7 protein-coding genes, 1 tRNA gene and 1 pseudogene are annotated in these 5,725 nt (G+C 73.2%); 1 reads left to right on the top strand and 8 read right to left on the bottom strand.

The annotated features are described in order from the left end of the window. Positions 1-2 precede the first annotated feature (2 nt). From WMI84_RS16565 to WMI84_RS16545, 5 genes are all read right to left on the bottom strand, one after another. Positions 3-75 (bottom strand) — tRNA-Ala (locus WMI84_RS16565). A gap of 105 nt (positions 76-180) precedes the next feature. After that, a complete protein-coding gene (locus WMI84_RS16560) occupies positions 181-834 on the bottom strand; it encodes a histidine phosphatase family protein (protein WP_347354878.1) in 654 nt (217 codons plus the stop codon). Continuing rightward, positions 831-1,220 carry a ribosome silencing factor gene (gene rsfS / locus WMI84_RS16555; RefSeq protein WP_347354877.1) on the bottom strand — a complete coding sequence of 130 codons (390 nt, stop codon included), beginning with the start codon at positions 1,218-1,220 and terminating at the stop codon, positions 831-833. Before rsfS ends, WMI84_RS16560 begins: the two co-directional genes overlap by 4 nt. Then, a complete protein-coding gene (nadD, locus tag WMI84_RS16550) occupies positions 1,217-1,861 on the bottom strand; it encodes a nicotinate-nucleotide adenylyltransferase (protein ID WP_347354876.1) in 645 nt (214 codons plus the stop codon). The genes rsfS and nadD overlap by 4 nt, the downstream gene beginning before the upstream one ends. Positions 1,862-1,863: 2 nt before the next feature. Further along, a complete protein-coding gene (locus tag WMI84_RS16545; RefSeq protein ID WP_347354875.1) occupies positions 1,864-2,085 on the bottom strand; it encodes a hypothetical protein in 222 nt (73 codons plus the stop codon). 196 nt (positions 2,086-2,281) lie between these two features. Between WMI84_RS16545 and WMI84_RS16540 the strand changes: the two genes are divergently transcribed. After that, positions 2,282-3,412: a glycosyltransferase family 2 protein gene (locus WMI84_RS16540; protein WP_347354874.1), complete on the top strand. Its 1,131-nt coding sequence runs from the start codon at positions 2,282-2,284 to the stop codon at positions 3,410-3,412. On the opposite strand, the gene WMI84_RS16535 is transcribed toward WMI84_RS16540, so the two are convergent. The 3 genes and pseudogenes from WMI84_RS16535 to WMI84_RS16525 all read right to left on the bottom strand — a co-directional run. After that, a complete protein-coding gene (locus tag WMI84_RS16535) occupies positions 3,378-4,073 on the bottom strand; it encodes a class I SAM-dependent methyltransferase (RefSeq protein ID WP_347354873.1) in 696 nt (231 codons plus the stop codon). The two genes, WMI84_RS16540 and WMI84_RS16535, sit on opposite strands and share 35 nt — an antisense overlap. 47 nt (positions 4,074-4,120) lie before the next feature. Then, entirely contained in the window at positions 4,121-5,404 is a 1,284-nt protein-coding gene (locus tag WMI84_RS16530; protein ID WP_347354872.1) for a glutamate-5-semialdehyde dehydrogenase, read from the bottom strand. A gap of 82 nt (positions 5,405-5,486) precedes the next feature. Next, positions 5,487-5,725, bottom strand: a pseudogene (locus WMI84_RS16525) (MFS transporter); the annotation flags it as partial.

Genomic DNA, 5,725 nt, shown 5'->3' with positions numbered 1-5,725 from the left:
GGTGGAGCTGAGGGGACTCGAACCCCTGACCCCCTCCATGCCATGGAGGTGCGCTACCAGCTGCGCCACAGCCCCGTGCGATCACTCGCCGGATCTTCGTCAGGTGCCGCCTCATCGAGGCGACTGCGCAACTCTAGCCAATCGGCGGCGCCGGGCCCAAATCGGGTCTCGCTGGGCGGCTCAGACGTCCCACGGCCCGAGGTTCCAGCCGGCGATCCGCCAGCGGGCCCGGCCGGAGAACCGGCTGCGGTCCTCGACGAGCTCGATCCAGTGACAGTTGTCGATCCCGCGGAACACGCGGTCGGCCTGGTCGAGGTCGAGGCCGACGAGCTCGGTCGCGGCCAGCTTGCCCGACGCGCCGTGCGCGACGATGACGGCGGCCTCGCCCGCCATCAGCTCGCGCAGCACATCCTTCAGGGCGGCTGCGACGCGCGTGGCGACGTCGGCCCGGGTCTCGCCGGTGCGGCCCTTGCGCACGTCCTCGCCCCGGTCGAGCGCCGCGATCACGTCGGCGTACTTCGCGCGGACCTCGTCGGCGTGCATGCCCTGCCACTCCCCGACGTCGATCTCACGGAAGCGGGCGTCGAGGCGCACCTCGAGCCCGGTGATCTCGGCGATCGGGTCGGCCGTCGAGGCGGCCCGCTGCAGGTCGCTGGAGACGAGCAGGGCGGGCTGGTATGCCGCCAGGTGCGGCGCCGCCGCGACGACCTGGCTGCGACCCGCCTCGGACAGCTCGGTGTCCTGGTGCCCCTGCCAGAGCCGGGCCGCGTTCGCGACGGTCTCGGCGTGGCGCATGATCACGACCCGGCGCAGCCCGGGCGGCGCGCCGATCACGGGTCGGACCGGGAGGAGGAGCCGGCGTCGACGGTGGCCAGGTCGACCTGCGGGCAGTCCTTCCAGAGCCGTTCGAGCGCGTAGAACTCACGCTCCTGCTCGTGCAGGATGTGCACGACGATGTCGCCGAAGTCGAGCAGCACCCAGCGGCCGTCGCGCTCCCCCTCGCGACGCAGCAGGCGGGCGCCGTGCTCGCGCAGCTTGTCCTCCACCTCGTCGACGATGGCCCCGACCTGCCGCTCGCTCGGCGCGGACGCGATGACGAAGACGTCGGTCAGGGGCAGGTGGTCGCTCACGTCGATCGCGAGCACGTCCTCGGCGAGCTTGTCCCGGGCCGCCAGGGCGGCCACCTTGGCGAGCCGGAGGGACTGGTCGGGCGCGGTCACAGGGCTTCCTGGCACTGCCGGGCCGGCTTGGCGAACGGCTCGACCCGAGGCCGGCTCGTGTGGCGGCCCGAGTAGAGGTGGTACTTGTTGATGTACTGCACGACGCCGTCGGGCACGAGGTACCAGACGGGCATGCCGTCGACCACCCGGGCCCGGCAGTCGGTCGAGCTGATCGCCATGGCCGGGACGACCTGCAGGGTGACGCGGTCCTCGGGCAGCCCCTTGTCGGACAGCGCGTGGCCGGGCCGGGTGACGCCGATGAAGTTGGCCAGGTCCCACAGCTGGTCGGCGTCCTTCCACGACAGGATCTCGGCGAGCGCGTCGGCGCCGGTGATGAAGTAGAGCTCCGCGTCGGGCCGCTCGAGACGCAGGTCCCGCAGGGTGTCGATCGTGTACGTGGTGCCCGGGCGGTCGATGTCGACCCGGCTCACCGTGAACCTGGGGTTAGAGGCGGTCGCGATGACCGTCATGAGGTACCGGTGCTCGGCCGGGGTGACCTCCCGGTCGGCCTTCTGCCACGGCTGGCCGGTCGGGACGAAGACGACCTCGTCGAGGCGGTACCGGGACTGGACCTCGCTGGCGGCGACGAGGTGGCCGTGGTGGATCGGGTCGAACGTGCCACCCATGACGCCGAGGCGCATGCTCAGTGGTGACCCTTCGGTGGCTCGATCTGCTCGCGCAGCGCGTCGCCCTGCTCGCCCCGGGGGGCCTGCAGCTTGTAGGCGGTGTTGCGGAAGCTCCACGTGATGGCCAGCCCGACCAGGAACAGGCCGAAGGCGATGAAGAAGTACGCGATGGAGGGCATGGGCAGCCCGTGGGCTGCCTCCTCGGCGGCCTGGGCCGTGAGCAGGACACGATCGGACATGGGCCCCAGCCTAGCGTCCGGACCGGCCGACCCAGCCCCGGCGCCCCGCCCCCGTCGCGCACGGGGACGCCGCGGGGAGGTCGGCGACGCCGCGGTGGCGGCGTGAGCGGCATACCCTCGGTCGGGCCCACCGGGACACAGCGCGTCCCCAGCCGCCGGACAGGAGGGACCGACCGGCGCCCGTAGGCTTGCAGACATGGTCCCCGAGCTGTCCGTCGTGATCCCGATGTACAACGAGCAGGAGGTGCTGCCCCTGCTCGTCGAGCGGCTGCGCCCGCTGCTCGACGGCATCGAGGGCACCTACGAGGTCGTCGCGGTCGACGACGGCAGCCAGGACCTGACCCCGGCGCTCCTGCAGCGCTTCCGGCGGGACTGGCCCTCGCTGCGGGTGGTGCGGCTGCGCGCGAACGCCGGGCACCAGGCGGCGATCTCGGCCGGCCTGGTCAGCGCGCGGGGCAACTACGTGGTCACCCTCGACGCCGACCTGCAGGACCCGCCCGAGATCATCCCGCAGATGCTCGAGCTGGCCCGGCGCGACGGAGTCGACGTCGTCTACGGGGTGCGCAACGACCGCTCCACGGACACGTGGTTCAAGCGCGTGTCGGCGCGTGCGTTCTACGCCCTGATCGGCGCGGTCTCCAAGACCTCGGCCCACGCCGATGCCGGGGACTTCCGCCTCATGTCCCGCGCGACCGTCGACGCGATCAACGGGCTGCCCGACCACAACCGGGTGCTGCGCTTCATCGTCCCGGCCCTGGGCTTCCCGTCCGACACCGTCGAGTACAAGCGCGAGCAGCGCGCCGCCGGGACCTCGAAGTACCCGCTGCTGCGGATGGTCAAGCTGTCCGTGGACTCCCTCACCGGCTTCTCGGCGGCGCCGCTGCGGGTCGCCACCTTCGCGGGCATCGGCGGCGCGGTCATCGCGGTGCTGTTCGTCATCTACACCCTCGTGGTCCGGGCCCAGGGACACACCGTGCCCGGCTGGACCTCGACGGTGGCGATCGTCGCCGGGTTCAGCGCGATCCAGCTGCTCTGCGTCGGCATCCTCGGGGAGTACATCGGGCGGATGTACGCGCACCTGCAGGGCCGCCCGGCCTACTTCATCGCCTACGACTCGCTGGCCGTCCCGGAGCGGCCGGGCGGACCCACGGACACCCCCCTGCCGGCCTCCTCGTCGCAGCGTGTCGCGGCGCGGGATGCCCGGCCCGCGATGCCGGCTCGGGGCGGGCCGAGCTGGGCTCCGCCGGCCGGCGAGAGACCGCGACCCGACGGGAGCGACCGCTCGGCGGCGGTCAGTCGCCGCGGCGGGCCCGGACGAGCAGGCTGACCCCGGGCCAGCCGTCGACGGGCAGGTACCGCTCGGCGGTGATGATGGCGCGCAGCCCGAAGTTGACGACCGGGTGCAGGTCCTCCAGGTCCGAGCCGCTGCTGGAGCGCCGCCGCAGCGCCACCACCGGGCGCAGCAGCACGTTCCAGGAGCGAGCCGTCTCGATGGTGAACCCACCGCGCTCGAGCACCGCCAGCAGCTGCGACCGCGTGTAGCGCCGCACGTGGTCGACGGCGACGTCGTGCGCCGACCACAGCCGCGGGTCGGCGGGCACCGCGACGAGGAAGGTCCCGCCGGGCCGCAGCACCCGGTGGGCCTCGGCCACGGCGGCGTCGTCGTCGGGGATGTGCTCGAGGATGTCGAAGGCGACGACGAGGTCGAGGCTGGCCGGCGCGACGGGCAGCGCGGTCGCATCGGCCCGCACCACTGCGAGGCCGCGCTCACGGGCGACGGCCGCGCCCTCGGCGCCGTACTCGAGGGCGACGGCGTCCCAGCCGTGGTCCCGCAGGACGCGGGTGTTGCCACCGCCCGCGGCGCCGACGTCGAGCGCGCGGCCCGGGATCAGGCCGCGCAGCTGCCGGGCCAACAGGTGGCGACGCTCGCGATACCACCAGTGGGTGCCCTCGAGCGCAGCCAGCTTGCGGACCTCAGTGCCCTCCATGGCTCGTCATCATGCCAGCCCGGGCTGACGGTGACCGGCCCCCGTCCTCAGCGGACCTGGCCGTCGCCCTCCACGATCCACTTCGTCGTGGTCAGCTCGGGCAGCGCCATCGGACCGCGGGCGTGCAGCTTCTGCGTCGAGATGCCGATCTCGGCCCCGAAGCCGAACTCGCCACCGTCGGTGAACCGGGTGCTCGCGTTGACCATGACGGCCGCGGCGTCGACCTCCGCGGTGAACCGACGGGCCGCCGCGCGGTCCTCCGTGACGATGGCCTCGGTGTGCCCGCTGCCGTAGCGGCGGATGCGCTCCATCGCCTCGTCGACCGAGCCGACCAGCGCCACGCTCATCTCGAGAGCGAGCCACTCGGTGCCGAAGTCCTGCTCCCCCGCCAGCTCGTATGCCGCTCCCGCCGCCTCCGCGTACGGCCTGACCTCGGGCGCGACGTGCAGCCGCACCCCGGCACCGGCGAGATCGGTCAGCACCTTGGGCAGGAAGTCGGCGGCCACGTCGCGGTGGACGAGCAGCGACTCGGCGGCGTTGCAGACGCTCGGCCGGTGGGTCTTGGAGTTGACCGTGATGGCCTCGGCCTTCGCGAGGTCGGCCGCCCGGTCGACGTAGACGTGGCAGACCCCGACCCCGGTCTCGATGACCGGCACGGTCGACTCGCGCACCACGGTCTGGATCAGCGCCGCTCCACCGCGCGGGATGACCAGGTCGACCCGCCCCCGCGCGGTCATCAGGGCCCGCCCCGCGTCGTGACCGCCCTCCTCGATCAGGGTGATCGCGTCGACCGGAAGTCCTTGTGCGGCAAGCGAGCCGCGCAGCGCCTCGACGAGGGCGTGGTTGCTGCCGGCCGCCGCGGACCCGCCCCGCAGCAGCACCGCGTTGCCCGACTTGAGGGCGAGGCCGGCCGCGTCGACGGTGACGTTGGGGCGGGCCTCGTAGATCATCCCGACCACGCCCATCGGCACGCGCACCTGGCGGATCTGCAGCCCGTTGGCCAGGGTGGAACCACGGACGACCTCGCCCACCGGGTCGGGCAGGGCCGCCACGTCACGCAGGGCCTGGGCGACCGCCGCGACCCGGTCGGCGTCGAGCCGGAGCCGGTCCTGCAGGCCCTCGGACAGGCCCGCGGCGCGGCCGCGTTCGAGGTCGTCGGCGTTGGCCGCGAGGATCTGCGGGGTCGCGGCATCGAGGGCGTCGGCCAGGCGAAGCAGCGCCGCATCCTTCTGCGCGCGCGAGAGCAGCGCGAGCCGGCGGGAGGCGACGCGGGCCCGGTCGGCCAGCCCGTTCACGTAGTCGACGACGGTCGGATCGATCGGCTCGGACATGACACCAGCGTAGGCGGTGAGCCGCCCCGGCACCCGGCCCACCCGGGGGCTGGGACCGGGCTGGGCGGCATCCCCTCGAGGGTCAGCGGCTGTCGTAGCGCGTGCGGGCGAACCACAGCCCGACGAACGAGATCACCGCGATGACCATGTAGTAGATGCTGGGCGCGTTCAGCGAGCCGGTGACGTCGAGCAGCCAGGTCAGGGCCAGCGGGGCGAACCCGCCAAGGACCGTGACCCCGATGTTGTACGCGACCGAGACGCCGGTCGTGCGCACGTCCCTCGGGAAGATCTCGGTCAGCAGGGCGGGCAGCGGGCCGAAGT

It is taken from the genome of Intrasporangium sp., from assembly GCF_039812505.1.
Lineage (GTDB): Bacteria > Actinomycetota > Actinomycetes > Actinomycetales > Dermatophilaceae > Intrasporangium_A.
Note: the sequence above shows the minus strand (reverse complement) of the source record. Positions and strands in the feature narration are given on the sequence as shown.